25 protein-coding genes are annotated in these 25857 nt (G+C 63.8%); 11 read left to right on the forward strand and 14 right to left on the reverse strand.

What is annotated here, in order from left to right; all coding sequences use genetic code 11:
* Nucleotides 1-74: 74 nt before the first annotated feature.
* The 5 genes from ACE3TJ_RS00810 to ACE3TJ_RS00830 form a co-directional block, all read right to left on the reverse strand.
* Nucleotides 75-791 (reverse strand): hypothetical protein, encoded by a 717-nt coding sequence (locus tag ACE3TJ_RS00810; protein WP_374592910.1) that lies wholly within the window; start codon nucleotides 789-791, stop codon nucleotides 75-77.
* 79 nt (nucleotides 792-870) lie between these two features.
* Entirely contained in the window at nucleotides 871-1815 is a 945-nt protein-coding gene (locus ACE3TJ_RS00815; protein ID WP_374592912.1) for a collagen-binding domain-containing protein, read from the reverse strand.
* Nucleotides 1816-1913: 98 nt separating this feature from the next.
* The gene (gene rpoD / locus ACE3TJ_RS00820; protein ID WP_374592914.1) at nucleotides 1914-3944 is read right to left on the reverse strand and encodes an RNA polymerase sigma factor RpoD; all 2031 of its coding nucleotides are present in this window, start codon (nucleotides 3942-3944) and stop codon (nucleotides 1914-1916) included.
* Nucleotides 3910-5778, reverse strand: coding sequence for a DNA primase (gene dnaG / locus ACE3TJ_RS00825; RefSeq protein ID WP_374592916.1), 1869 nt, complete (start codon nucleotides 5776-5778; stop codon nucleotides 3910-3912). The genes rpoD and dnaG overlap by 35 nt, the downstream gene beginning before the upstream one ends.
* A gap of 10 nt (nucleotides 5779-5788) precedes the next feature.
* Nucleotides 5789-6244 (reverse strand): GatB/YqeY domain-containing protein, encoded by a 456-nt coding sequence (locus tag ACE3TJ_RS00830; protein WP_374592918.1) that lies wholly within the window; start codon nucleotides 6242-6244, stop codon nucleotides 5789-5791.
* 138 nt (nucleotides 6245-6382) lie between these two features.
* Between ACE3TJ_RS00830 and carA the strand changes: the two genes are divergently transcribed.
* The 4 genes from carA to ACE3TJ_RS00850 all read left to right on the forward strand — a co-directional run bounded on the left by carA (nucleotide 6383) and on the right by ACE3TJ_RS00850 (nucleotide 12000).
* Nucleotides 6383-7543, forward strand: coding sequence for a glutamine-hydrolyzing carbamoyl-phosphate synthase small subunit (carA, locus tag ACE3TJ_RS00835; protein ID WP_374592920.1), 1161 nt, complete (start codon nucleotides 6383-6385; stop codon nucleotides 7541-7543).
* 4 nt (nucleotides 7544-7547) lie between these two features.
* On the forward strand, nucleotides 7548-10793 hold the full coding sequence (gene carB / locus ACE3TJ_RS00840) for a carbamoyl-phosphate synthase large subunit (RefSeq protein ID WP_374592922.1): 3246 nt from the start codon (nucleotides 7548-7550) through the stop codon (nucleotides 10791-10793).
* A gap of 86 nt (nucleotides 10794-10879) precedes the next feature.
* Nucleotides 10880-11359 carry a transcription elongation factor GreA gene (gene greA, locus ACE3TJ_RS00845; protein WP_374592924.1) on the forward strand — a complete coding sequence of 160 codons (480 nt, stop codon included), beginning with the start codon at nucleotides 10880-10882 and terminating at the stop codon, nucleotides 11357-11359.
* A 29-nt stretch (nucleotides 11360-11388) separates the two neighbouring features.
* A complete protein-coding gene (locus ACE3TJ_RS00850; RefSeq protein WP_374592926.1) occupies nucleotides 11389-12000 on the forward strand; it encodes a rhomboid family intramembrane serine protease in 612 nt (203 codons plus the stop codon).
* Here the strand turns inward: ACE3TJ_RS00850 and ACE3TJ_RS00855 are convergent.
* Genes ACE3TJ_RS00855 through ACE3TJ_RS00870 form a run of 4 tightly spaced genes read right to left on the reverse strand, consistent with a single transcriptional unit; the run spans nucleotide 11997 to nucleotide 13849 of the window.
* Nucleotides 11997-12236 (reverse strand): DUF4170 domain-containing protein, encoded by a 240-nt coding sequence (locus tag ACE3TJ_RS00855; protein ID WP_374592928.1) that lies wholly within the window; start codon nucleotides 12234-12236, stop codon nucleotides 11997-11999. The genes ACE3TJ_RS00850 and ACE3TJ_RS00855 overlap by 4 nt on opposite strands.
* 9 nt (nucleotides 12237-12245) lie before the next feature.
* Entirely contained in the window at nucleotides 12246-12815 is a 570-nt protein-coding gene (locus ACE3TJ_RS00860; protein ID WP_374592930.1) for a gamma carbonic anhydrase family protein, read from the reverse strand.
* Nucleotides 12812-13435, reverse strand: a complete 624-nt coding sequence (locus tag ACE3TJ_RS00865) for a phospholipid-binding protein MlaC (RefSeq protein WP_374592932.1) — start codon at nucleotides 13433-13435, stop codon at nucleotides 12812-12814. The genes ACE3TJ_RS00860 and ACE3TJ_RS00865 overlap by 4 nt, the downstream gene beginning before the upstream one ends.
* A 30-nt stretch (nucleotides 13436-13465) precedes the next feature.
* The gene (locus tag ACE3TJ_RS00870) at nucleotides 13466-13849 is read right to left on the reverse strand and encodes a cytochrome c family protein (protein WP_374592934.1); all 384 of its coding nucleotides are present in this window, start codon (nucleotides 13847-13849) and stop codon (nucleotides 13466-13468) included.
* 91 nt (nucleotides 13850-13940) lie between these two features.
* Here ACE3TJ_RS00870 and ACE3TJ_RS00875 point away from each other — a divergent pair, with 91 nt between their 5' ends.
* On the forward strand, nucleotides 13941-14891 hold the full coding sequence (locus tag ACE3TJ_RS00875) for a DUF2336 domain-containing protein (protein ID WP_374592936.1): 951 nt from the start codon (nucleotides 13941-13943) through the stop codon (nucleotides 14889-14891).
* Here ACE3TJ_RS00875 and ACE3TJ_RS00880 read toward each other — a convergent pair.
* The 3 genes from ACE3TJ_RS00880 to ACE3TJ_RS00890 are packed head-to-tail and all read right to left on the reverse strand — an operon-like array spanning nucleotide 14888 to nucleotide 16553.
* Complete coding sequence (locus ACE3TJ_RS00880; protein ID WP_374592938.1) at nucleotides 14888-15757, reverse strand: hypothetical protein; 870 nt, start codon at nucleotides 15755-15757, stop codon at nucleotides 14888-14890. The genes ACE3TJ_RS00875 and ACE3TJ_RS00880 overlap by 4 nt on opposite strands.
* On the reverse strand, nucleotides 15754-16110 hold the full coding sequence (locus ACE3TJ_RS00885) for a phage holin family protein (protein WP_374592940.1): 357 nt from the start codon (nucleotides 16108-16110) through the stop codon (nucleotides 15754-15756). The genes ACE3TJ_RS00880 and ACE3TJ_RS00885 overlap by 4 nt, the downstream gene beginning before the upstream one ends.
* A gap of 14 nt (nucleotides 16111-16124) precedes the next feature.
* Nucleotides 16125-16553, reverse strand: coding sequence for a hypothetical protein (locus ACE3TJ_RS00890; RefSeq protein WP_374592942.1), 429 nt, complete (start codon nucleotides 16551-16553; stop codon nucleotides 16125-16127).
* 177 nt (nucleotides 16554-16730) lie between these two features.
* Here ACE3TJ_RS00890 and eno point away from each other — a divergent pair, with 177 nt between their 5' ends.
* From eno to lpdA, 6 genes are all read left to right on the forward strand, one after another.
* Nucleotides 16731-18011 (forward strand): phosphopyruvate hydratase, encoded by a 1281-nt coding sequence (eno, locus tag ACE3TJ_RS00895; RefSeq protein WP_374592944.1) that lies wholly within the window; start codon nucleotides 16731-16733, stop codon nucleotides 18009-18011.
* Nucleotides 18012-18050: 39 nt separating this feature from the next.
* Entirely contained in the window at nucleotides 18051-18365 is a 315-nt protein-coding gene (locus ACE3TJ_RS00900; protein ID WP_374592946.1) for a septum formation initiator family protein, read from the forward strand.
* Between the two features lie 204 nt (nucleotides 18366-18569).
* A complete protein-coding gene (gene pdhA, locus ACE3TJ_RS00905; protein WP_374599250.1) occupies nucleotides 18570-19565 on the forward strand; it encodes a pyruvate dehydrogenase (acetyl-transferring) E1 component subunit alpha in 996 nt (331 codons plus the stop codon).
* Nucleotides 19565-20947 carry a pyruvate dehydrogenase complex E1 component subunit beta gene (locus ACE3TJ_RS00910; RefSeq protein ID WP_374592948.1) on the forward strand — a complete coding sequence of 461 codons (1383 nt, stop codon included), beginning with the start codon at nucleotides 19565-19567 and terminating at the stop codon, nucleotides 20945-20947. The genes pdhA and ACE3TJ_RS00910 overlap by 1 nt, the downstream gene beginning before the upstream one ends.
* Before the next feature lie 2 nt (nucleotides 20948-20949).
* Complete coding sequence (locus tag ACE3TJ_RS00915) at nucleotides 20950-22233, forward strand: pyruvate dehydrogenase complex dihydrolipoamide acetyltransferase (RefSeq protein WP_374592950.1); 1284 nt, start codon at nucleotides 20950-20952, stop codon at nucleotides 22231-22233.
* Nucleotides 22234-22242: 9 nt separating this feature from the next.
* A complete protein-coding gene (gene lpdA / locus ACE3TJ_RS00920; RefSeq protein WP_374592952.1) occupies nucleotides 22243-23640 on the forward strand; it encodes a dihydrolipoyl dehydrogenase in 1398 nt (465 codons plus the stop codon).
* A gap of 18 nt (nucleotides 23641-23658) precedes the next feature.
* Here the strand turns inward: lpdA and gdhA are convergent, their stop codons facing one another.
* Both gdhA and ACE3TJ_RS00930 read right to left on the reverse strand, forming a co-directional pair.
* Entirely contained in the window at nucleotides 23659-25008 is a 1350-nt protein-coding gene (gene gdhA, locus ACE3TJ_RS00925) for an NADP-specific glutamate dehydrogenase (RefSeq protein WP_374592954.1), read from the reverse strand.
* Between the two features lie 143 nt (nucleotides 25009-25151).
* A complete protein-coding gene (locus ACE3TJ_RS00930; protein WP_374592956.1) occupies nucleotides 25152-25793 on the reverse strand; it encodes a carbonic anhydrase in 642 nt (213 codons plus the stop codon).
* Nucleotides 25794-25857 lie beyond the last annotated feature (64 nt).

Consider the following 25857-nt stretch of genomic DNA (forward strand, 5'->3'; position numbering starts at 1 on the left):
TCCGCTGTGACCCTTTTGCGTCGGGCCTAAAGCGTGAAAGCCCAGCGGGCAACCGCGTGTTTGCGATAGGAGGCTCAGCCGAGGCGCTGGGCGTGGCGGGCTTCGAGCAGATCGAAAAGCTGGGCGTGGAGGCTGGCGAGTTGCAGCGCGCCGAATTCGATAGCACGGCGCACGCGCACATCGTCCGCGTGGCAGGCGAGGGCATCGAAGGCGCCATCCACGGGCCACGGGTCTGAAAGTCGCTCGTGCCGGTCGTAGCCGAGGTGCTGCGCCGCGCGAGGCAGGCGGCTGCGCACGGCCTGCCAATCGAGCACGAGCGTAACCGCTGCGCCGAGCGCGCAGCCCATGCGGTTTGATTTGGCAAGCGTCAGCATGGCATCGCGCTGGTCGCGCACCACCTGCTCTGCTGTGCTGATGCCGTGGAGATCGAGCGCACCGCCCGTCATCGCGGCAAGCCCGGCCATCCAGCGGCGGTCCTGATCGAACGCCATGCCCGCGCTGCGCAGCCACGACGCTGCGGGCTCGTCTGCATTGAGGCGCGCGATTTCGAGCACGCTCGGCAACTGGCCGTGCAGGATGACAAGGAAGTGCGCCGCGTCGGCAACGGCCTGCAACGGGCGCGCGACCGATCCTTCGGAAAGCGCGCGCAGGTGCTGGCTGCCACCGGCTCCGCTGTCGCGCAGCGCACCGATCACCGCCGCTGCGAAGCTGCGCGAATCGGCCACGCCGCCCGCAGCCCGCAGGCTCTTCTGAAGCTGGTCCATGAAGGTGGGGACCACCGCTGGCGCCATTTGCCGTCGTCTCCGCATACGCTGCCCCGCGGTTTTCACCGCCAGCGGGAAACCTAGAGCGTTCAGCGTAAAGGGAGACTTAATCCGCGCGGGCCTTTTTTGCAGCGCGGCGCCGCCAAGCGAGGAGGCCAAGGCCGGCAGCAACGAGGCCAAGGCTCGCGGGCTCGGGAACATCGGCGCCGGAATCCGGGAATTCAAAGTTGCCGCCGTAGTTCGGAAGGTGAAGTTCACCGCGCAGCTTCACGGCATTCGCCACGACGCTGCCGTTGATCGGGGTGAAATTTTTCACGGCCGCGAGCGGCGCCACCACCGAGCCCCAGGTCTGGTCAAGGAAGCTGACTTCGGTGGCTTCGAAGAAATTCCAGATGATGTTGTCGGCAAGCCCGTTGCCGGAGACTTCCCAGCCCTTGAAATTGATGGCGTTGCCCGCGACGTTGATGATGATCGTGTCGATGGCGTTCGCCGACGACGAAAACTTGATCTTGCCCGTGTTGGGGAAGAAGTCGGCGGACAGCGAAATCACCGAAATGCCTTTTTCATTCGGGACGCTCGGCGTGATCAAAAAGCCGTTCATGTGATCGCCGGGGCTGTAGCGATCGTAGCTGACGCCCGCATCGAGCGCGGCGAGATCAGCCGAGAACTGGATGAAATCGGATTTCTTGAGCGTGCCGCCCGGCAGATCGCCTAGCGCCTTCGTGCTGCCGCCGCCGCCCTGAAAGTCGATCGCGGGTGAGACGCTGCCGCCCACATAGGCATCTCCGCGCTTCACCTTGGCGTTATTCGAGACATTGCCCGTGACGACGAGGCTCGCCTTCTGGGCATTGGTACCCTTCGAAGCGATCTGAACCGCGCCCGCGTTGTAGTTGCCATCGACGTAAACCGCGCCTTCGATGTCGCTGGAGAGCGTGACGTCGCTGAAAGCGATGAGATTATAGTCCTTGAGGGCCTGGATCGGGCTCGCGAGAGCGCTGGACGACGCAAACAGGAGCGCTGCAACAACCGCGCCGCCAAAACCGGATTTCATGATCGCAGACCCTTGTTCGTTCTTCATGGCAAAACGGCGGACGCCGCTGCGCCCGCCGTCTAACCCTGACTTGCTTAAACTGACATGAACCAAGCGGCTCAGGTATCGAGGAAGCTCCGCATCTTGCGGCTGCGTGTCGGGTGCTTGAGCTTCCGGAGCGCCTTCGCCTCGATCTGGCGGATGCGCTCGCGCGTTACCGAGAACTGCTGGCCGACCTCTTCAAGCGTGTGATCGGTGTTCATGCCGATGCCGAAACGCATACGAAGCACGCGCTCCTCACGCGGGGTGAGGCTGGCAAGAACGCGCGTCACCGTTTCCTTGAGGTTGGCGTGGATTGCCGCATCCACCGGGATCACGGCGTTCTTGTCCTCGATGAAGTCGCCGAGGTGGCTGTCTTCCTCGTCGCCGATCGGCGTTTCGAGGCTGATCGGCTCCTTGGCGATCTTCATGACCTTGCGCACCTTGTCGAGCGGCATCGACAGACGCTCGGCGAGTTCCTCCGGGGTCGGCTCGCGGCCGATTTCGTGCAGGATCTGGCGGCTGGTGCGGACCAGCTTGTTGATCGTTTCGATCATGTGCACCGGGATGCGGATCGTTCTTGCCTGATCCGCGATGCTGCGCGTGATCGCCTGACGAATCCACCACGTCGCGTAGGTGGAGAACTTGTAGCCGCGGCGATACTCGAACTTGTCCACCGCCTTCATCAGGCCGATGTTGCCTTCCTGAATGAGATCAAGGAATTGCAGACCGCGGTTCGTGTATTTCTTGGCGATGGAGATGACGAGGCGAAGGTTCGCTTCCACCATCTCCTTCTTGGCGATGCGCGCTTCGCGTTCGCCCTTCTGCACCATGTTGACGATGCGGCGGAACTCGCCGAGCTCCACGCCCGTCTGCTGCGCGATGTCGGCGATCTCGGAGCGGATCTTCTCTACCGTGCCGCGTTCGCTCTGCGCGAAGTTCGCCCACTTGTCGTCCATGCGCGACACGCGGTCGAGCCAGCTCTCGTCAAGCTCGCTGCCCATGTATTCGTCGAGGAACGCCTTGCGGTTGATGCGGTAGCGTTCGGCAAGGCGCAGCATGTTGCCGCCGAGCGTCATGAGCTGGCGGTTGTAGCTGTAGAGCTGATCGACGAGGAACTCGATCTTGGCGTTGTGGAAGTGCACGGCGGCGACCTTCAAGGTCAGCTCTTCGCGCAGGCCCTGATACTTCTTCTCCTGCGCCTGCGGAAACTCCTCGCCGGAGTTGAGCGCTTCGAGGCGGCCTTCCTGCAGCTTCAGGAAGCGCTTGTAGAGCGAGGTGATCTCGGCGAACTGCTCAAGCGCCTGCGGCTTCAGCTGCTCTTCCATCTGCGCGAGGGAGAGCGTGTTCTCCTCGTCTTCTTCTTCCTGCTGCGGCTTGGCGCGCTTCTCGGTGTATTCGTCTTCCTCGTCGCCGCCCTTTTCGGGTTCGGCTTCGGGCTCGTCGTCGTCCTTCAGCTCGACGCCGCTCGGCAGATCGGAATCGCTGTCGTTCTCGACCTGCTCATCCGAAGGACCGCTGTTGAGCATGGCGTCGAGGTCGAGGATTTCGCGAAGCTGCATCTCGCCGGCGTTCAGCGCTTCGGACCACGCGATCATCGACGTGAAGGTGAGGGGGCTTTCGCAAAGCCCCTCGATCATCGTGTTGCGGCCCGCCTCGATGCGCTTGGCAATCGCGATCTCGCCCTCGCGCGAGAGCAGCTCCACCGCGCCCATCTCGCGCAGATACATGCGCACCGGGTCGTCGGTGCGGTCCAGCACCTCTTTCTTCTTCTCGATGACGTGCAGCGTCGGCTTGTCGTCGCCATCCATCTCGTCGGCGTCATCCTCCGCCTCGGCTTCGGCTTCCGGCTCGTCGTCGCCGGCATCTTCGCTCTCGGTGAGGTTGATGCCCATCTCGGAGAGCGCGGACATCACGTCCTCGATCTGCTCGGACGACATCTGGTCCTGCGGGAGCGCCGCGTTCAGCTCGTCATACGTCAGCCAGCCGCGCTTCTTCGCCTTCGCGATCAGCTTCTTGATCGACGCATCGTTCATGTCGATGAGCGGCGCGCCGTCGGCCTCGCCGTTCTCGTCCTTACCCTTGGGCTTCGCCGGTGCTTTGGTCGCCATCCAGGTTCCGTTCCTTTGCGGGCGTCGGTTCGTCCCCCCGACGCGCCTCGGCCAAATCAATTAGTTCGCGTTCGACCCGCGCTTTTTCAGCACGAAGCCGTTGTTGTTCCTCGAATTCCGACTGGACCAGGGAATCATAGCGCGCGCGCAGATCCGCCAAATCCTCATCGATGCGTTGCAGCGCCATAAGGTGGCCCACAACACATGCCAAGTCCTGATCCGCAATCGCGGCGGGCGTCCGGGGTCGCGTGAAGCTAAAATCGAGGCGATTCATACGCCTCAGGTCGTCCGCGTACTGACCGAGCCCTTGTGCCGCTAGGTCGTGCGCCAGCGCCTCTTTGTCAAGATCGTGATTGCGCGAAATCGCGGAGAAAATCGCCGATCTGAGGCGATCAAGCTGCGGTTCGCCGATGTGCAGATGCGATATGGCCTCGCCGTGGACGTCGGCGAGGTGCGGATGGGTAAGCAGACCCGCCATCACGGCGCGAGTTTCGATCTCTGCGGGGGAGAGCATGAGCCGCGCCTTCGCCGCGCTCGATGCACCGCGAACCGCGGGCATGAAGCGGCTCTCCCGCCGGGTGCGGAACATCGCATCGAAGCGTTCGCGGAACTCGCTTTGATAGAGCGAGGCGACGGTCTGGTTCTCGATCGCGTGCGCGTGTTCGAACAGGCGCTGGCGGACGGCAGCACGGCGTTCGGGCGTGGCGGTGTCGACGCCTTCGGTCTCCGCCTTCCAGAGTGTGTCGATGAGGCTCGCCGCACCGTTTACAAGCTCCGTGAACGCGGCAAGCCCGCGCGCCTTTGCGAAATCATCCGGGTCCTGCCCCTGCGGCATGGTGACGAAGCGCAGCGACTTTCCGGGTTCCAGCAGGGGCAGGGCACGCATCGCGGCCCGGATCGCCGCGCGGCGCCCGGCGGCATCGCCGTCAAAGCACAGTACAGGCTCCGGCGCGACGCGCCACAGGAGCTTCATCTGGTCTTCGGTGAGCGCAGTGCCCATCGGCGCAACAGCCTCCGCGAAGCCGACCTGCGCGAGGCCGATGACGTCCATATAGCCTTCGACGACGACGATGCGGCCCGATTTGCGCGCGGCAGGCCCGGCCTTGTCGAGATTGTAGAGCAGGCGGCCCTTGTCGAAGAGTGGCGTGTCGGGGGAGTTCAGGTATTTGGGCTCGCCCGCGCCGATGATGCGACCGCCGAAGCCGACGATGCGCCCGCGCGGGTCGCGGATCGGGAACATCAGGCGGCCCCGGAAGCGGTCGTAAGGTTCGCGGCCCTCGGCTTCGATGACGAGGCCGACCTCGATGAGCTTTCGGATATCGATATCGCCGAGCGCGGCCTTGAGCGCGCCCCGGCTGTCGGGCGCGAAGCCGAGGCCGAAGGCTTCGACGGTGGCGGGTTTGAGGCCGCGCTTTTCTATATAGGCGCGCGCGTCCGCGCCGCCGAGGCCGGAAAGCTGCTTGCGGAACCAGTCGCTCGCCGCGGCGGTGACGTCATGAAGTCCGGCGGCGGCCTTCGCCTTCGCGCGCGCCTCGGGGTTTTCCTCGGGAAGCTCCAGTCCGGCTTCCGCCGCGAGGCCCGCGACCGCATCGCGGAAGCTGAGGCCTTCCAGCTCGACCACGAAGCGGATCACGTCGCCGTGGGCGCCGCAGCCGAAGCAGTGATAAAAGGCCTTGTCGTCGTTGACGTAGAAGCTTGGGCTTTTCTCGTTGTGGAAGGGGCAGCACCCCTTCATCTCCCGCCCGGCGCGCAGCAGCTTCACCCGCCGCGCCACCACGGAGGACAGGCTCACCCGGCTCCTGATCTCGTCGAGGAATTGCGGGGGGATGCTCATGCGGGCAGGGCTATCCCGCCAGCGCGGCTTTTACGACTCCGCTGACGGTGCTCATGTCGATCTGCCCGGCGTGGCGCGCCTTCACCTCGGCCATGACGCGCCCCATGTCCTTGGGGCCGGCGGCGCCGATTTCGCTGACGATGGCGGCGACGGCGGCTTTCACCTCGTCCGGGCCCATCATGGCGGGGAGGAAGGATTCGATGACGGCAAGCTCCGCCTTTTCCTGCGCGGCGAGCTCGTCGCGGCCACCCTGTTCGAACATGGTGATGGATTCGCGGCGCTGCTTGCCCATTTTCTGCAGCACATCGACGACGATGACGTCATCGTCGGGCACGGATTTCGCCGTGCGCAGCTCGATGTCGCGGTCCTTCAGCTTCGCGAGGATCAGGCGCACGGCCGCCAGCCGTTCCTTCTCGCCCGCCTTCATGGCCGCCACCTGCGCCGCCTTGATGTCGTCGCGAATCATGCTTTTCTTCCCTTTATGAGCAAGGGGTCCGTCTAGCCGCCAAAAAGGCAAAAGAATAGATTGACGCTCCGGACCCTCGCCAATAGCTAGGCGCCTTAGCCACAAAGCACCAAACCAGATTCGAAGGGGCCAGACCACGTGTCCGACGCCAAACCCGCGCGCGCACCCAAAGGAGCCACGGGGGTCTTGATTCTCGCGGACGGCACAGTGATCTGGGGGCGCGGTTTCGGCGCCGAGGGTCATGCCGTCGGCGAGGTCTGCTTCAACACCGCGATGACCGGCTATCAGGAGGTGATGACCGATCCCTCCTACGCCGGACAGATCGTCACCTTCACCTTCCCGCACATCGGCAATGTCGGCACGAATGCCGAGGACGTGGAGGCCGATACGCCCGCCGCCGTCGGCTGTGTGGTGCGGCAGGATGTGACGGCACCCAGCAACTTCCGCAGCCTCGAAGGTTTCGACGCCTGGATGAAGCGCAAGGGGCGGGTGGGCCTGTCGGGCGTCGACACGCGCGCGCTGACACGCCGCATCCGCCAGCTCGGCGCACCGAACGCGGTGATCGCGCACAGCCCGTCGGGCACGTTCGACATCGACGCACTGCTTGCGGAAGCGAAGGCTTGGCCGGGTCTTGAAGGCATGGACCTCGCCAAGGACGTGACGCGCGCCGCGCGGCAGGATTGGTCCGGCGGGCCTTGGCACCTCGGGCAGGGCTACGGAGAAAGCGCAGGCGAGGGCAGGCCGCATGTGGTCGCCATCGACTACGGCGCGAAGAACAACATTTTGCGGAACCTCACCGCGGCGGGCGCGAGCGTTACAGTCGTGCCTGCTACGACAACCTTCGAAGAGGTGATGGCGCTGCGCCCGGACGGCGTGTTCCTTTCGAACGGCCCCGGCGACCCCGCGGCGACCGGCGAATATGCCGTTCCGGTCATCAAGAAGCTGCTCGACGCGAACGTGCCGATCTTCGGCATCTGCCTCGGCCACCAGCTCCTCGGTCTCGCCGTGGGCGCGAAGACCGCGAAAATGCACCAGGGCCACCGGGGGGCGAACCACCCGGTGAAGCGCCTGTCCGACGGTCTCGTCGAGATCACCAGCATGAACCACGGCTTCGCGGTGGACGCGGACACGCTTCCCGCGAATGCGCGCGCCACGCACGTATCGCTGTTCGACGGCTCCAACTGCGGCCTCGAACTCACCGACAAGACGGCGTTTTCGGTGCAGTACCACCCCGAGGCCAGCCCCGGCCCGCAGGACAGTTTTTACCTCTTCGAGAAGTTCGTGAAGGGACTGAAGTAATACCATGCCCAAACGCACGGACATCTCCTCCATCCTCATCATCGGCGCGGGCCCTATCGTTATCGGGCAGGCGTGTGAGTTCGATTATTCGGGCACGCAGGCGTGCAAGGCGCTGCGCGAGGAGGGTTACCGGATCATTCTGGTGAACTCCAACCCCGCGACGATCATGACCGACCCGGACATGGCGGACGCCACCTATGTCGAGCCGATCACGCCGGAGATGGTCGCGAAGATCATTGAGAGGGAACGGCCTGACGCCGTGCTGCCGACGATGGGCGGGCAGACGGCGCTGAATACGGCGCTGGCGCTGGCGCGCGACGGGACGCTCGAAAAATACGGCGTCGAACTGATCGGCGCCGATGCAGAAGCCATCGACAAGGCCGAGGACCGGCTGAAGTTCCGTGAGGCGATGGACAAGATCGGTCTGGAAAGCGCGCGTTCGGGCATCGCGCATACGCTCGACGAGGCGTTCGAGGTGCTGGAGCGCACGGGTCTTCCCTCCATCATCCGCCCCAGCTTCACGATGGGCGGCACCGGCGGCGGCGTCGCCTATAACCGGCAGGAATTCGAAGAGATCGTGCGCGGCGGGCTCGATGCCAGCCCGACCACCGAGGTGCTGATCGAGGAATCGCTGCTCGGGTGGAAAGAGTATGAGATGGAAGTCGTCCGCGACCGGAACGACAACGCTATCATCATCTGCTCGATCGAGAACGTCGATCCCATGGGCGTCCATACGGGCGACAGCATCACCGTCGCCCCGGCACTCACGCTGACCGACAAGGAATATCAGATCATGCGGAACGCGAGCATCGCGGTTCTGCGTGAAATCGGCGTTGAAACAGGCGGTTCGAACGTCCAGTTCGCGGTCAACCCGAAGGACGGTCGCCTCGTCGTCATCGAAATGAACCCGCGCGTGTCGCGCTCCTCGGCACTCGCTTCGAAGGCGACCGGCTTCCCGATCGCCAAGGTCGCGGCGAAGCTTGCGGTGGGCTACACGCTCGACGAGATCGAGAACGACATCACCGGCGCGACGCCCGCGAGCTTCGAGCCGACGATCGACTATGTCGTCACCAAGATTCCCCGTTTCGCGTTCGAGAAGTTCAAGGGCGCGGCGAATACGCTGACGACGGCGATGAAATCCGTGGGCGAGGTAATGGCGATCGGCCGTTCGATCCACGAGAGTATGCAGAAGGCGCTACGCGGCCTCGAAACCGGGCTGACCGGTTTTGACGAGGTCGAGGCGCTGGCGGGCGCGGGGAACGACGAGGTGGAAGCGGCGCTGGCGCTTGCGACGCCGGACCGGCTGCTCGTCGTTGCAGAGGCGCTGCGGCGCGGCATTTCGGATGCTGATATCCACCGGCTTTCAGCTTACGACCCATGGTTCATCGCGCGCATCCGCGAAATCGTGGAGGCCGAGGAAAAGGTTCGCGAAAACGGCCTGCCGAAAGGCGCCGACGATTTCCGCGCGCTGAAGGCGATGGGCTTTTCGGACGCGCGGCTCGCAACGCTTGTCGGCTGGCACGAGGCGGCGGTCGCCGAGCAGCGCCGGGGCCTTGGCGTGCGCCCGGTATTCAAGCGCATCGACACCTGCGCCGCGGAGTTCGAGGCGAAGACGCCCTACATGTATTCGACCTATGAGGCGCCGAGCTTCGGTGTGCCCGAGGACGAAAGCCAGCCGACGGACGCGAAGAAGGTCGTCATCCTCGGTGGCGGGCCGAACCGCATCGGGCAGGGCATCGAGTTCGACTATTGCTGCTGCCACGCCTGTTTCGCGCTCGACGAGGCGGGCTACGAGACCATCATGGTCAATTGCAACCCGGAGACGGTCTCGACCGACTACGACACGTCGGACCGCCTGTATTTCGAACCGCTGACCACCGAAGACGTGCTCGAAATCCTGAACGTCGAGATGTCTAACGGCACGCTTGCAGGTGTGATCGTGCAATTCGGCGGACAGACGCCGCTGAAACTCGCGCAGGGGCTAGAGGATGCGGGCATCCCGATCCTCGGCACCTCGCCCGACGCCATCGACCTTGCCGAGGACCGTGAGCGCTTCGCGAAGCTCGTCGGCGACCTTGGTCTGAAGCAGCCCTCGAACGGTCTTGCACGCAGCCTTGAAGAAGCGATCCGCGAGGCCGACCGCATCGGCTACCCGGTGCTGTTGCGCCCGTCCTACGTGCTCGGCGGCCGCGCGATGGAGGTTGTGGAGAACCAGACGCAGCTCGAAACCTACATCGCGACGGCGGTTAAGGTGTCCGGCTCATCGCCGGTGCTCGTCGACCAGTACCTTCGCGATGCTGTCGAGGTCGATGTCGATGCCCTTTCGGACGGCACGGATGTGGTCGTGGCGGGCGTGCTTCAGCACATCGAGGAAGCCGGCGTTCATTCCGGCGACAGCGCCTGCTCGCTGCCGCCCTACAGCCTCTCCGAAGAGGTCGTGGCCGAGATCGAGCGGCAGACCGTGGCGCTCGCGAAGGCACTGAAGGTCAAGGGTCTGATGAACGTGCAGTACGCCGTGAAGGACGGCGCCGTGTACCTCATCGAGGTGAACCCCCGCGCAAGCCGCACGGTGCCGTTCGTGGCCAAGGCGATCGGGCGTCCGATCGCGAAGATCGCCGCGCGCGTGATGGCGGGCGAGCCGCTTGCCTCGTTCGGCCCGATCAACCGCGATATTCCCTATATCGCCGTGAAAGAGGCCGTGTTTCCGTTTGCGCGCTTCCCCGGCGTCGATCCGATCCTCGGGCCGGAGATGAAGTCGACCGGCGAGGTGATGGGCATCGACGCCGATTTCGCTACCGCCTTCGCCAAGAGCCAGCTCGGCGCGGGGACGACGCTGCCCGACAGCGGCACGGTCTTCGTTTCGGTGAAGGATACGGACAAGCCTGTGATCCTGACGGCTGCGAAGAGCCTGATCGATCTCGGCTTCCGCATCGTCGCGACCTCGGGCACGGCGAGCTACCTTGCAGAGCAGGGGATCGCGGTGGAGCCGGTCAACAAGGTGCTCGAAGGGCGGCCGCATATCGTCGACCGGATCAAGGACGGCGACATCGACCTCATCTTCAACACCACCGAAGGCGCACAGAGCCTGAAGGACTCGCAATCGATCCGCGCCTCGGCACTTTACGGCAAGATTCCGTACTATACGACGGCGGCGGAATCGCTGGCGACCGTGATGGCCATCCGGGCGATGCGTCAACAACCCCTTGCAGTCCGCTCGCTGCAATCTTACTATTCTGATCTCGATACCTGATCCCCGACAGTTCTGGCGAAGAGACGGCGGATTTTCCGGCGAGGGGCCGGTTTGCCGGGGGAGTGGGCTGAGGAGTGGTTACGAATATGGCGACGCTTGAAAAGCTTCCGATCCTGCCGTCCGGTCATGCAAGAATGCAGACCGAGCTGCAAAAGCTGAAGACGGTGGACCGTCCCGAGGTGGTGCAGGCCATCGAGGAGGCGCGCGCGCACGGCGACCTTTCGGAAAACGCCGAATATCACGCAGCGAAGGAACGCCAGGGTCAGATCGAAGCGCAGATCATCGAACTGGAAGACCAGATCGCGCGCGCGCAGGTGATCGATCCCACGACGCTTTCGGGCGACAAGGTGGTGTTCGGCGCGACTGTCGACCTCCTCGACGAGGACGACAAGCCCGTCACTTATCAGATCGTCGGCCCCTACGAGGCCGATGCCAAGCAGGGCCGCATCTCGTACACGTCCCCGCTCGGCCGCGCACTTATCGGGCGCCGCGTAGGTGAGGAGGTCGAAGTTTCGACCCCGTCCGGCGACAGGTATTACGAGATCGCCAAGCTCAACTTCATCTGAAAGGCAGAGGGCCGGTGGAAGCTGAACGCGTGGATCTCGCGACCCGCGCGATCATTATCGCCTGCGTCCTTATCCAGCTTGCGGTGACGCTGGGCGGCCCGGCTTTCGAGATGGCGATCAGCATGAGCGGCGGGCTGATCCCTGCGCGGATCGGCGGCAGCCTCATCCTCGATCACGCCATCCCGGCCCCGGCGACGCTCGTCTCTTCGATCTTCCTGCACGGAAGCTGGGCACACCTTGGCTTCAACATGCTGTTCCTTGCCTGGATCGGCCGCTTCGTGGAGGCGGTGCTCGGCCGCTGGCGCTACCTGCTGCTGTTCTTCGTCTCGGGCATTGCGGGCGGGCTTGTTCAGGTCGCGCTCGATCCCGGCTCGCAAATCCCGGTTGTGGGCGCCAGCGGGGCGATTTCGGGCGTATTCGCCGCGCACGCGATGATCTTCGGGCGTTCAGGCGGGAAGGGCGAGTTCACGCGCGCGCTGCAACTCGCTGCGCTGTGGATCGGCTTGCAGGTCGCAACCGGGCTCGTGCTCAACACGGATGGCGGTGGCATCGCGATCGGCGCGCACATCGGCGGCTTCGTGGCGGGCCTGATCACGGCGCTGCCGCTCGCCCGCGCCGCCATAGCAAAGCGGTTGCGCTAGACTGAAGGGTCCGCGTCAGGCTCCAGCAGCCGGTGCAGGTGCACGACGACGTACTTCATCGCCGCATCGTCCACCGTGCGCTGCGCATTGGCACGCCAGGCGTTTTCCGCGCTCTTGAAGTCCGGGAAGATGCCGACGATGTCGAGCGCGGAGAGGTCTTCGAACTCGAGCCCGCGCGGGTCCGCGACGCGTCCGCCAAACACGAGGTGGAGTTTCTGTTTTTCAGTCTGGTCCATGCAAGTGCGCTATAGCGCCTCGAACTCACGCTGCAAGCGTTCCAGCGTCGCACCGACCCAGCGTTCGAAATCCGCCCCTTCCCACGCCCTGTGATCGCCCTTCGCGTAGGCGAGCGCGTTGCGGTGGTAGATGAGCGCGTTCATCCGGTTTGCGATCCAGCTATTCTGGGTGCGGATCACCTTCGCGGGCGAGCCGACGACGATACTGTTCGGCGGCACCTCGGTGCCATCGCGCACGAAGGCGTGCTGGCCGACGATGCTGTTGTCGCCGATCACCGCATCATTGAAGATCGTGGCATTCACGCCGACGAGCACGTTATTGCCGAGCTTGCAGGCGTGGATCGTCGCATGGTGGGTGATCGAACAGTAATCACCGATTTCCACCGCGCGGCCCGGCTCGGCGTGGATCATCACGAAATCCTGGATGTTTGTGAAGCGCCCGATGCGGATATGCTCCGCCTCCGAGCGCATGACCACGTTGCACCAGACCGAGGCGCCTTCCTCGATATGGATGCGACCGTAAAGCTGCGCCGACGGGTGTACGAACGCCGCAGCCTGGCGGTCTATCACCGATGTCATGCGGACTTGCGATCCCTCATAAACTGGACGAGGGAGTCGAAGCCGTTCTTCTGGATATAGGCCGTGAAGTCGGCTTCCTGCGTCAGCGAGAGGTTCACGCCGGCTACGGTCAGGTTGTCGACGACATACTTGCCGCTTTCGTTCTTCTTTACCGTCCAGATCGAATCGATCGGCTGCGCACCGTTCTTGCGGATCACGCGGGCGTATACGTCGATGGTCCCGCGCGTACCGCGGGGCACGGTGCGGAGAACCTTGAGTTCGCTGTCGGCGAACTCGAACAGGTTGTCCGTATAAGTGTCGACCACGTAGTTCGGGAACGCTGCCTGATAGGCCTGATACTGCTGCTTGCTGATCGTCCGCACGTGACGACGGATGAGGCGGTTGCCGATGTCGGTGACCGCGAAGTTCTCCTTGAGGAGGGCGCGAAACTTGGTCCGCACGTCGTTCTTGTCGTTCGACTTGTCGCGAAGCACGGCGTAGGCGCGCTGGGAAAGGTCGGAAATGAAGACGCCGGCAGCCTTGCCGTTGTCGGAGGGCGCCGTCGTTTGCGCAGCAAGGCTGGCAGCGGGCGTGGCAACGGCCGCCGAGGCGAGAAGAATCGCGATTGCGCGAATAAGCATTGATCAGAACTCCGTCCGTTCGGCGTGCGCTCAGCGCGTCGCCTTCAAGAGATAATCGACGACCGCCTTGCGCTCGTCAGGCTTCTTCAACCCGACAAAGGCCATTGAGGTTCCCGGAACCACTTTACGAGGATTGTCTAGATAGGTGTCGAGCTTGTCCGCAGTCCACTTGAAACCCGCTTTCTTCATCGCGGGAGAATAGCGGGTGAAGCTCTTTTCGGTGCCCGCAGTGCGCCCGATCAGCTTTTTGAGCGATGGGCCTTGGCGCGGCTTTTCGCCCGCCTGCGCGGGGTCCCAGTGACAGATGCCGCAGCGGGTCTTGAACAGTTGCGCACCGTCTGCCGCCGCCGCCGGACCGGCGATCAACGCGGCAAAAGCGGAAAGGACAACCAGACGGACAGCGCGCGTTTTCATGTGCTCAGCTTTCTTTTCCATGCGTATGGAATGCGCGATCCCCTGTGAATCGGCGATTAATCGGTAATGTTTTTCGGGCTATTGTAAAGGGATGGACCCGCTTCTGCCCTCTCTTGCCGACGTCGAACGGCTGCAGGAGAACGCGAATCCGGATGCCCGCCGCGCACTCGCGCTGAAGCTCGGACACAGCTACACGCAGCGCCTGTTCGGCGACCGCGAGCGCGGAATTGCGGACGATATCGTGCGTGCGATCGCGCACGACGTCGAGGTGGAGGTGCGCAAGGCGCTGGCGCAGACCATCGCTTCAAGCACGGATATTCCGCAGGACGTGGCGCTGCGCATGGCGCACGACGTGATCGAAGTCGCAGAGCCGATCCTGAAGGCGAGCGACCTCCTCGACGACGACATGCTGGTCGAGATCGTGAAGTCGCGGAGCGAAGACCACCGTGTCGCCATTGCAAGGCGGCCCGTAGTGCGAGAGCCGGTTTCGGCGGCGATCGTCGAACATGCCGAGGTGCGAGCGGTGTCCACGCTTGCCGCCAACGCCGGCGCTGCCATCGCGGAAGTCGCGATGGCGCGCGCTGTTGAACGCTTTGGCGACGAAGAGGCGGTGGCGATGCCGCTCGCCGATCGTCCATCGCTGCCGCTTGCCATAGCGGAACGGCTCGTCGCGCTGGTTTCAAGCCGCCTCAGAGCGCGGATGGCGGGCGAGGGGGACCGGTTTCAGCAGTTCGCGAAAGGGCTTTCGCAGGTTTCCGAGGGCGCGGCGTTCATTCTGGGCGGCGGCGAAACCGATGTGCTCGATCTCATCGCCATGGTCGACCAACTGCACGCGGCCGGGAAGTTGCAACCCTCGCTCGTTATCCGCGCGGGGAGGCTTGGCGACCGCGAGCTGATGCAGGCGGTCGTCTCAAGGCTCACCGGTATCCGCTACGGTCTCGTTGTCGAAGCCTTCGAGCAACCCGATTCCGCACGGCGGATGCTGCGCGAAGTGGGCCTCGTGCCGTCGGAAATCGACGAGGTTGTTCCCGCCGCCGCTTAAGCGAGCTCGGCGGGCCCCTCGTCTTCGGGATTGGTGCCGTTCACCGTCTTGCCCTTGCTGCGGACGGCGGTCGTTGCGGACTTGGCGACCTCGGCCGCGCCCTCCTTGATCTCGTTGAAACGCAGCTTGGCAGCTTCCTTGATCCCAAGCTCGGCAAGCTTTGCTTCGCCGGCTGTGCGCGCGACCCTGGCCGCCGTACGCGCCGTTGACGCGAGCTTGTCGCGGACGGGGCCGATCGTGCGATTCTCGCTGCTGCTGCGCGGCAGCAATGCACCGATGATCGCGCCAAGCGCTGCACCCGCAAGCACGGCCGTGATCGGGTTCTCCTCGACGCTTTCGACTGTCCGCTCGCGCGCCTTCGCCGCCTGGATCTTCGCGCGTTCCGAATAGTCCGCGGCGCGCTCACGCGCTGTTTCCCAGGCATCATTCGCGTGCTGGCGCGCGGAAGCGAGCTTTTCGCCCGCGACGTCGCGTGCGGCCTGCGCCTTGTGTGTCACCGTCTCGCGCACTTGCTGCGCTGTCTGCTTCACGCTTTCCAGCCGGTCCTTGCCCGGCGCTTCGTTGCCGAAGTCATCTTCGTACTCGCTCATGGCGGGTGCCTTTCTGCTCTTCCGATTGTGCCGAGCGCCCGCCAACATGCCGGCAAGCGCGCCGACGATGGAGATAGCGCCAAGATTTTCGCGCGCAGCCTGACGGCCGCGTGCAACCAGTTCCGCCCCCCGTTCAGCGGCTGCATCAATCGCCTCGTTGGCAATCGTGCGGGGATCGAGCCGATGCCGGATCTCGCCGACGGTCAGCGCGATCCGCCGCCGCGCCTCGGCGGCTTCCGCTTCATAGAGGGCCGTGTTGACGGGATCGTCGTTCACATTTCGCTCCGGTGGCGCAGCAGGGATGGGGGCTCGAGCACGATCTCAAGACGCTTGCGCCCTTCAACGAACAAAAGGCACGACGCGCCCGCAGCGATCACAGTGACAATCACCACCGCCAGGAAAAATCCGACGAGCGGTCCGAGCAGCACGACGAGCGCAGTCGCAATGCCCATCAGAGCGACAAACGCCAACGCAACCGAAGCGCTGAGCAAGCCAAGCGGTCGCCGCGCCAATTGAAGACGCCGGGCGATCTTCGCTTCGGCAATGCGGACTTCCGCCTGCAGCAGGTCTCCGCCTTCGTCGACAAGGCGCTCGAAGAGATCGGAGATTTTTACGTCCTGATCGGCCACCCCTGTTGGTCCTCTCAGGCTTCGGCGTCGTCGTTGCGGCTCGCCTTGAGGAAGCGCGAGATAATGAAGCCGGCGGCAGCCGCAGCGGCAATCACCAACACCGGCGAACGGCGTACCATCTCGCGGGTGTCATCGATAATGTCGTCGACGGTCTTCTCGCGCATCCGCTGCGCGAAGGACTCCACCGAATCGGCGGCTGAATTGATGATGTTCGCGAGCGGCTCCGCCTGCGTACCTTTCAGCTTGTCGGCGGCTTCGCGCGTGACATGCGACACACTGCCAAGGGTTTCGGCGGCGCGGGTCTTGCCTTCCTCGGCGGCGCTGCGCGCCTTTGTCGAGGCTTCGGTCTTCAGCTTGCTGGCTTCAGCCTTGATGGTGGCCAGCCGGTCCGGTTTCGCGGCAACCGGATCGGCAGCAGCAGGCGCGGGAAGAGTGTCGGACATGCCAATTCCTTTCGGGCTTACAGGAGCTGTAATAGAACAATAGAACAGGATGTTGGTTCCGTCCTCGACAAAAACAAGGCGGCATTGCGACATTGGCTCTACAAGCGGCGTTGCCCCACGCGCCGAGGCTGATTAAGAGCGCGCACGCAAGACATTTTCACCAGCCGGAGCGACGCCATGACCGCGATCATCGACATCCACGCCAGACAGATTCTCGACAGCCGCGGCAATCCGACCGTGGAGGTCGAGGTGACGCTGGAGGATGGCGCCTTCGGCCGCGCCGCCGTGCCCTCGGGGGCCTCGACCGGCGCTTACGAAGCGGTTGAGCTTCGCGACGGCGACAAGAGCCGCTGGCTCGGCAAGGGCGTCGAGAAGGCGTGCGCCGCCGTTGATGGTGAAATTCAGGACGCCCTGCTCGGCATGGACGCCGAAGACCAGCTCGAGCTGGATAGCACGCTGATCGCACTCGACGGCACGCCCAACAAGGCGCGGCTCGGCGCCAACGCCATTCTCGGCGTCAGCCTCGCGGCAGCAAAGGCCGCAGCGGATTCGCGTGGGCTTCCGCTCTATCGCTATGTCGGCGGCGTCTCGGCGAGCGTACTCCCGGTGCCGATGATGAACATCCTGAACGGCGGCGCACACGCCGACAACCCGATCGACTTCCAGGAATTCATGATCATGCCGGTCGGCGCGGAGAGCTTTGGCGAGGGCCTGCGCTGGGGCGCGGAGATCTTCCACACGCTGAAGAAGTCGCTGCACGACAAGGGTCTCGCGACCGCCGTCGGCGACGAGGGCGGCTTCGCACCGAACCTGGCGAGCGCCGAGGCGGCGCTCGACTTCATCATGGGCGCGGTGGAAAAGGCCGGGTTCAAGGTGGGTGACGAGGTGATGCTGGCGCTCGACTGCGCCTCTACCGAATTCCACAAAGACGGCAAGTACGAGATGACGGGCGAAGGCAAGTCGCTGTCGTCGGCCGAGATGGTAGACTTCCTTGCAAGCCTTTGCGACCGCTACCCGATCATCTCGATCGAAGACGGGATGGGTGAAGACGATTGGGACGGCTGGAAGCTGCTCACCGACCGCGTCGGAAATCGTGTCCAGCTCGTCGGCGACGACCTCTTCGTGACAAACCCGGCGCGCCTTCGCGACGGTATCGCAAAGGGCACCGCGAACTCCATTCTGGTGAAAGTTAACCAAATTGGTACGCTCTCGGAAACGCTTGAAGCCGTGAACATGGCGCACCGCGCGCGCTACACGGCAGTGATGTCGCACCGCTCGGGCGAGACCGAGGACGCGACCATCGCCGACCTCGCCGTTGCGACGAACTGCGGCCAGATCAAGACCGGCAGCATGGCGCGCTCTGACCGGCTCGCGAAGTACAACCAGCTCATCCGCATCGCGGAAGAACTGGGCGATGCGGCCACATATGCGGGTCGATCGATTCTCCGCGCAAAATAACGCTTGAATCATTGGGATTCGCGTGATTCAAAGGCGGACGTGAGCGAACCCGTCCGCCTTGTCTCCTATATCCGCTCAGCGTGGCTTCCCGCGCTGTGTATCGGCCTCGTTGCGTTCTTCGGATGGCACGCGGTTGCGGGCGACACGGGTATTCTCGCGCTCGGCGGCTACAAGGCCGAGGAGGTGCGTCTTGCGAAGGAAGCGGCCGTGGTCGCAAAGCGCAAAGCAGATCTTGAACGCAAGGTTGCGCTCCTCAGCCCCTCCAAAGTCGATCCCGACCTTGCCGACGAACTCGTGCGCGAGAATCTGGGCCTCGTCCGCGAAGACGAGTTCGTCATCCGTCTCGACAAATAAGCAATCAAGGTTCGCGCTCGCGCTTGAACTTTACACGCGGTCGCACGTATAGCGGCGGTGAAGTAAAAAACTTTACCCTGCGAACCAGAGGAGGGGATCATCGCCGTGCGAACCAAAGAGGCGAAAACTGCGCCCAAGCCCAAACCTGCCGCTCGTAAAACAAAGACGGAAGCTCAGCACCGCAAATCCGAAGCGCGCGAAGGGCTGGATCGGCTGCCCGACTATTCGCCCTACAAGGCCAGCGTCGACGAACTCCTCGATTTCTACCGCCAGATGCTGCTCATCCGCCGTTTTGAAGAAAAGGCGGGCCAGCTTTACGGCATGGGTCTGATCGGCGGCTTCTGCCACCTCTACATCGGACAGGAAGCCGTCGTCGTCGGTCTCCAGTCCGCGCTGAAGGCTGGTGACAGCGTCATCACCGGTTACCGCGACCACGGCCACATGCTCGCCTGCGGCATCGAATCGCGTGCCGTGATGGCGGAACTGACCGGTCGCGCTGCGGGCATTTCCAAGGGCAAGGGCGGCTCGATGCACATGTTCAGCGTCGAGCACGGCTTCTATGGCGGACACGGCATCGTCGCAGCGCAGGTGCCGCTGGGCACTGGTCTCGCCTTCGCGCACAAATACAAGGGCGACGGCAACGTCTGCCTCACCTATTTCGGCGACGGCGCCGCCAACCAGGGCCAGGTGTACGAAAGCTTCAACATGGCGGAGCTGTGGAAGCTCCCCGTGGTCTACGTGATCGAAAACAACCAGTATGCGATGGGCACCAGCGTCAACCGTGCGAGCGCGGAAGACCAGCTTTATCGCCGCGGCGAGAGCTTCCGCATCGAAGGCATCCAGGTGAACGGCATGGATGTGCTCGAAGTGCGCGGTGCCGCCCAGATGGCGATCGAATGGGTCCGCTCGGGCAAGGGGCCGCTGCTCCTGGAACTGAAAACCTACCGCTATCGCGGCCATTCCATGTCCGACCCCGCGAAATATCGCTCGCGCGAGGAAGTGCAGGCGATGCGCGAGAAGTCCGATCCGATCGAGGCGGCGAAGAAACACCTGCTCGCGGCGGGCGTCGACGAAGCGAAGCTCAAGGACATCGAGAAGGAGGTGCGCGCCATCGTCAACGATTCCGCGGACTTCGCCGAGCAGACACCCGAGCCTGAGCTTTCCGAGCTGTATACCGATGTTCTGGTGGGGAGCTACTGATGGCGATCGAAATCAAGCTGCCCGCCATGTCTCCTACGATGGAAGAAGGCACGCTCGCCAAGTGGCTGGTGAAGGAAGGCGACGACGTGAAGCCCGGCGATGTGATCGCCGAGATCGAAACCGACAAGGCAACGATGGAACTCGAAACCGATGAGGGCGGCGTTCTCTCGAAAATCCTCGTGCCGGCGGGTTCGGACGGCGTTGCGGTCGGCACGCTGATCGCGGTGATCGACAACGGCGAAGGTGAAGTCGCCGCCAAGGCCGAAAAACTTGCCGTCAAGGAAGAGGCTCCGGCGAAACTGCCAGAGCAGAAGATCGAGGCTCCATTGGGCGCAAAGGCGATCCCGACGCCGCAGCCGGAGATCGCAAACGATCCGGAAATCCCGGCAGGAACCAACCTCCGCCGCATGACCGTGCGCGAAGCCCTGCGCGATGCGATGGCGGAGGAGATGCGCACCGACAGCCGCGTCTTCGTGATGGGTGAAGAGGTCGCCGAGTATCAGGGCGCCTACAAGGTGACGCAGGGCTTGCTCGAAGAGTTCGGGCCGGGCCGCGTGATCGACACGCCGATCACCGAATACGGCTTCGCGGGTGTCGGCACGGGCGCGGCGATGGGTGGGCTGCGGCCGATCGTCGAGTTCATGACGTTCAACTTCGCCATGCAGGCGATTGACCACATCGTGAACTCGGCCGCCAAGACCAACTACATGTCGGGCGGCCAGATGCGTTGCCCGATGGTGTTCCGCGGCCCGAACGGCGCGGCGTCGCGCGTTGGTGCGCAACACAGCCAGAACTACGGCCCGTGGTACGCCAGCGTGCCCGGCCTTATCGTGATCGCGCCGTACAGCGCGGCGGACGCGAAGGGGCTGCTGAAGGCGGCGATCCGTTCGCCCGATCCGGTCGTGTTCCTGGAAAACGAGCTGCTTTACGGCCAGAGCTTCGACGTGCCCGAGGTGGAGGATTATGTCCTCCCCATCGGCAAGGCACGGATCGCGCGCGAGGGGCGCGATGTCACCATCGTGTCCTATTCGATCGGCGTCGGCGTCGCGCTCGACGCGGCGAAGACGCTGGCGGAGGAGGGGATCGAGGCCGAAGTCGTCGACCTTCGCACCTTGCGTCCGCTCGACCGCACGACCGTGCTCGCCAGCCTCAAGAAAACGAACCGCATGGTCGTTGTCGAGGAAGGCTGGCCGCAGTGCTCGATCGCCTCGGAAATCATGGCGATCGTGATGGAGGACGGCTTCGACGATCTCGACGCCCCCGTCCTCCGCATTACCAATGTCGATGTTCCGCTGCCCTATGCGGCAAACCTCGAAAAAGCTGCCCTCGTGAAAGCCGCTGACGTCGTTGCCGCTGCCAAGCGCGTTACCTACAAGGACTGAACATGCCGATTGACATTACAATGCCCGCGCTGTCGCCGACGATGGAGGCGGGGACGCTCGCGAAATGGCTGGTGAAGGAAGGCGACAAGGTCTCGCCGGGTGACGTCATCGCCGAGATTGAGACCGACAAGGCCACGATGGAGGTTGAATCCATCGACGAAGGCATCGTGTCGAAAATCGTCGTCGCCGCGGGAACTGAGGATGTTCCGGTAGGCCAACTCATCGCCGTGCTTGCTGAAGAGGGCGAGGCTGTTTCTGCGCCCAAGGCCGAGCCAAAGGAGGCGCCGAAGGCAGCTGCACCGGCTCCGAAAGCTGAAGAAAAGCCTGCGCCTGCGCCCGAACCGGTGAAGGCTGAAGCGCCGAAACCTGCGACACCCGCTCCGACGACAACGGATTCGGGCGACCGCCTGAAGGCAAGCCCGCTCGCGCGGCGTATAGCCGAAGCCAAGGGCATCGACCTTGGTGACGTGCAGGGCAGTGGCCCCGGCGGACGCGTCGTGAAGGCGGACCTCGATGTCGGCAAACCGGCGGCCGCTACACCCGTCAAGGCGGCTGCACCGATGCCGGTGGCGGCGCCCGCGGCGTTCGAAACCGAGATTCCGCACGAAGCGGTGAAGCTTTCGAACATGCGCAAGACGATTGCGCGGCGCCTCACCGAGGCGAAGCAGACGATCCCGCACATCTATCTCACGGTGGACATCCAGCTCGATGCGCTCCTGAAGCTGCGCGGCGAGCTGAACGCGGCGCTTGAGGCGCGCGGCGTGAAGCTGAGCGTCAACGATCTGCTGATCAAGGCGCTCGCCGCCGCGCTGATCGAGGTGCCGGAGTGCAATGTCTCGATCTCGGGCGACCAGCTTTTCAAATACAGCCGCGCCGACGTCTCGGTGGCCGTGTCGATCCCGAACGGTCTCATCACGCCGATCATCGTGGGTGCGAACAGCAAGAGCCTGTCCGCCATCGCCGCCGAGATGAAGGAACTCGCGGGCCGCGCCAAGGAGGGCAAACTCCAGCCGCACGAATATCAGGGCGGCACCGCCTCCATCTCCAACATGGGAATGTACGGCATCAAGCAGTTCGAAGCCGTCATCAACCCGCCGCAGGGCATGATCATGGCGATCGGCGCGGGCGAGAAGCGGCCGTTCATCGTGAACGATGCGCTCGCCATTGCCACGGTGATGTCAGCGACGGGCAGCTTTGACCACCGCGCCATCGACGGCGCGGACGGGGCGCGCCTGATGCAGGCGTTCAAGCGCCTCGTCGAAAACCCGCTCACCCTGCTCGCGTAAGGATCGGCCATGTCCAGCTATGATCTCATCGTCCTCGGCTCCGGGCCGGGGGGCTATGTCGCTGCCATCCGTGCGGCGCAGCTTGGAATGAAGACGGCCATTGTGGAGCGCGAGCGGCTTGGCGGCATCTGCCTCAACTGGGGGTGTATCCCGACGAAGGCGCTACTGCGCTCGTCGGAGATTTTTCATTATCTGACGCACGCTTCGGCTTATGGTCTCAGCGTCGAGAAGCCGTCGTTCGACATCAAGGCCGTGGTGGCACGCAGCCGCAAGGTCGCCGATCAGTTGAACGGCGGCGTCAAGGGGCTGATGAAGAAGCACAAGATCGACGTTCACGAGGGCGTCGGGTCGCTGACGGAGAAGGGCAAGCTCTCCGTTACGAAGGACGGCAAGACGACCGAGCTTTCAGCAAAGAACATCATCGTTGCGACCGGCGCCCGCGCACGCGAGCTTCCGTTCGCCAAGGCCGACGGCAAGCGCATCTGGACGTATCGCCATGCGCTGGTGCCGGAAGCCGTGCCGGAAAAGTTGCTGGTGATCGGATCGGGCGCCATCGGCATCGAGTTCGCGAGCTTCTATTCGGACCTTGGCGCGAAGGTGACGGTCGTCGAGATGCTGGAGCGCATCCTCCCGGTGGAGGACGCCGAGGTCAGCGCATTCATGGAAAAGGCGCTCACCAAGCAGGGCATGGCGATCCACACGAAGACCGGCGTTCAGAAGCTCGAAGCGGCCGCCAAGGGTGTGAAGGCCGAGATCAAGTTTGCGGACGGCAAGGTCGAAACGCAGGAATTCAGCCACGTTATCGTCGCGGTCGGCATCGTGCCGAACATCGAGGACATCGGCCTTGAAAAGCTCGGGGTGAAGCAGCTTCCGAACAAACACATCGAGACGGACGGGTACGGCCGCACCAGCGTTGAGGGCATCTGGGCGATCGGAGACGTCACCGCCGGGCCGTGGCTTGCACACAAGGCGATGCACGAGGCAGTGGTCTGCGTCGAGAAGATGGCGGGCGTGAAGGATGTTCACGCGATGAGCACCGCCAACATCCCCGGCTGCACCTACTCACGCCCGCAGGTTGCCTCCGTGGGCCTCACCGAGGCGAAGGCGAAGGAAGCGGGCTACAAGGTGAAGGTCGGCAAGTTCCCGGCCATCGGCAATGGCAAGGCGATCGCGCTCGGCGAGACCGAAGGCTTCGTGAAAACCGTGTTCGACGAGGCTACCGGCGAGCTTCTGGGCGCGCACATGGTGGGCGCGGAAGTCACCGAGCTGATCCAGGGTTATGTCGTTGCGCGCGAGCTGGAGACGACCGAGGCCGAGCTGATGGGCACGACGTTCCCACACCCGACGCTTTCGGAAATGATGCACGAAAGCGTGCTCGCCGCTTACGGCCGCCCGCTTCACATCTGATGCGGCGCGGGCGCCGCGTCAGATGACGCCGAGCGCCCGCATCGCTTCTGCTACGCGGATGAAGCCCGCGATGTTCGCGCCCGCGACATAGTTGCCGGGGTCGCCGTACGCGTCCGCCGTTTCGGCGCAGCGTTCGTGGATACCGCGCATGATGTTCGCGAGCCGGGCTTCGGTGTCTTCGAACGACCAACTGTCGCGCGAGGCGTTCTGCTGCATTTCGAGCGCGCTGGTGGCAACGCCGCCCGCGTTTGTCGCCTTGCCGGGGCCGAACAGCACGCCCGCGTCTTGAAACGCACGGACGGCTTCGGGCGTGCAGGGCATGTTCGCGCCTTCGCCCACCACGATGACGCGGTTTTTCACCAGCGTGCGGGCATCCGATCCGGTGAGTTCGTTCTGCGTGGCGCAGGGCATGGCGACGTCGCAGGGCACGTCCCAGATCGTGCCGTTCGGCACGAACTGCGCGCCGTCGCGCCGGATTTCGGCGTAGTCGGCAATGCGGGCGCGGCGGGTTTCCTTGATCTCCTTCAGAAGGTCGAGGTCGATGCCGCGCTTGTCGACGACATAGCCCGCGGAATCCGAACAGGCGACGACCTTGCCGCCGAGGCTGAGGATCTTCTCGATCGTGTAGACGGCGACGTTCCCCGAGCCCGAGACGACGACGGTGCGGCCATCGAAATCGAGACCGCGCGACTTCAACATCTCCGATACGAAGTAGACGGCTCCGTAACCCGTCGCTTCGGTGCGGACCTTGGAGCCGCCCCACGTGAGGCCCTTGCCGGTGAGAACGCCGGATTCGTAGCGGTTGGTGATGCGCTTGTACTGGCCGAACATGTAGCCAAGCTCACGCTGGCCGACGCCGATGTCGCCCGCTGGCACGTCCGTATGCTCGCCGATGTGGCGGTAAAGCTCGGTCATGAACGACTGGCAGAAGCGCATGATCTCGCCTTCGGAGCGGCCCTTGGGGTCGAAATCCGACCCGCCCTTGCCGCCGCCGATCGGAAGGCCGGTCAAAGCGTTCTTGAACACCTGCTCGAAGCCGAGGAACTTCACCGTGCCGAGCAGCACGCTCGGGTGGAAGCGAAGTCCACCCTTGTAGGGGCCGAGCGCCGAGTTGAACTCGACGCGGAAGCCGCGGTTGATCTGGACCTGCCCCTTGTCGTCCACCCACGGCACACGGAAGATAATCTGGCGCTCAGGCTCGCAAATGCGCTCGATCAGAGCGCCGTCGGCATAGTCAGGATGTTTGGCGACCACCGTGCCGAGACTGTCCAGAACCTCGCGGACGGCCTGATGGAATTCTACCTCGGCGGGGTTGCGTCGCAGAACCTCGGCGTAGATCGGCTCCAGCTTTTCATCGATGGTCGACACGAATGATCCTTCCCCTGTGCTTTCGGCGCGGGGAAACGGAAAATTCAATAATCTTGCAAGAAAACTTTGAAACGTCGTGAAATTTTCGGATTTAATCCCGTAAATTCGGATACAGGCCCGAAAACGTCGGGATATTCAGGAAACTATCCCGCAGGAGAAAAACTACCAGTAGCCTCGTCGAGGACGTGGAGCACACCGTCGCGGATCGCGAAATAGGCGCCGATCAGCCTCAGCTTGCCGGACGCCTCACGCTCCGGGATGCACGGGAAGGTACGCAGATTCTGGAGAGAGACCTTCACGGCCTCAAGCTCCAGCGCATATTCAACGTCGCGATCCACACGGCCACCATGGTCGTGGAGGATGCGGTCGCGCGCCTCGTCCAGAAGGTCGATCCAGTGCGCGATAAAGCCGCCCGCACCGGCGGGAGCACCTTCGAACTTGCGGGTGAGGGCAGCCTGCACGCCGCCGCAGCCGCCATGGCCCATCACGACGACGTTCTCGACTTCGAGTTGTGTCACGGCAAACTCCAGCGCGGCTGAAACGCCGTGGCGGCCGCCGCCAATCTCGAACGGCGGCACGAGGTTCGCGATGTTGCGTACCGTGAAAATCTCGCCCGGACCCACGTCGAAGATCATCGCCGGGTCGACGCGGCTGTCGGAGCAGGAAATGATCATGGTCTTGGGGCTTTGGCTAGACCTCAGCGAGTCGTAGCGCGCCTTCTGGGCGAGATAGGCGCCGCCGCGAAACCGGCGGTAGCCGTCGATCAGTTCATCAAAGCCAGACATGGGAAAGCGGCTAACCCGTTCATGCCTGCCATGCAAGAACTCACGGTTGGATTATGCGGCCGCC

Origin of the sequence: Sphingosinicella sp. (assembly GCF_041916975.1) — a bacterium.
GTDB lineage: Bacteria > Pseudomonadota > Alphaproteobacteria > Sphingomonadales > Sphingomonadaceae > Sphingosinicella.